The organism is Streptococcus sp. 27098_8_134, from assembly GCF_041431675.1.
In the GTDB taxonomy this organism is placed as follows: domain Bacteria; phylum Bacillota; class Bacilli; order Lactobacillales; family Streptococcaceae; genus Streptococcus; species Streptococcus sanguinis_R.
The window spans coordinates 1-570 of sequence record NZ_JAPVYD010000008.1 but is presented as its reverse complement, the minus strand read 5'-3'; the positions used below and the strand labels follow the sequence as shown (position 1 = coordinate 570).

Below are 570 nucleotides of genomic sequence, written 5' to 3'. Positions count from 1 at the left end.
GAAAAGAATAGGTCCCGTAGTGTAGCGGTTATCACGTCGCCCTGTCACGGCGAAGATCGCGGGTTCGATTCCCGTCGGGACCGTTGAAGTCGAGAAGATTTCAATAAAAGTAAGAGACTCGTTAGCTCAGTTGGTAGAGCATTTGACTTTTAATCAAAGGGTCACTGGTTCGAGCCCAGTACGGGTCATAAGAGCGGGTTTGGCGGAATTGGCAGACGCACCAGATTTAGGATCTGGCGCTTTAGGGCGTGGGGGTTCAAGTCCCTTAACCCGCATATAAGATAATAATGAGCCGGCTTAGCTCAGTTGGTAGAGCATCTGATTTGTAATCAGAGGGTCGCGTGTTCAAGTCATGTAGCCGGCATTTTTGAATAGGATGCGAACGTAGTTCAGTGGTAGAACATCACCTTGCCAAGGTGGGGGTCGCGGGTTCGAATCCCGTCGTTCGCTTGAGGCGGCCGGGGTGGCGGAACTGGCAGACGCACAGGACTTAAAATCCTGCGATTGGTAACGATCGTACCGGTTCGATTCCGGTCCTCGGCATAGACTTGTAAGAGGCAGTAGAAGAAG

6 tRNA genes are annotated in these 570 nt (G+C 51.6%); all 6 read left to right on the top strand.

From position 1 onward, the window contains the following. Window positions 1–10: 10 nt before the first annotated feature. The 6 genes from O3620_RS11810 (at window position 11) to O3620_RS11785 (ending at window position 543) form a co-directional block, all read left to right on the top strand. A tRNA-Asp gene (locus tag O3620_RS11810) sits at window positions 11–83 on the top strand. 32 nt (window positions 84–115) lie between these two features. Continuing rightward, window positions 116–188, top strand: a tRNA-Lys gene (locus O3620_RS11805). Window positions 189–193: 5 nt separating this feature from the next. Then, window positions 194–275, top strand: a tRNA-Leu gene (locus O3620_RS11800). A gap of 16 nt (window positions 276–291) precedes the next feature. Next, window positions 292–364: transfer RNA gene (locus O3620_RS11795), tRNA-Thr, on the top strand. Window positions 365–378: 14 nt separating this feature from the next. Next, window positions 379–450 (top strand) — tRNA-Gly (locus O3620_RS11790). 7 nt (window positions 451–457) lie between these two features. After that, window positions 458–543, top strand: a tRNA-Leu gene (locus O3620_RS11785). Window positions 544–570: the final 27 nt, after the last annotated feature.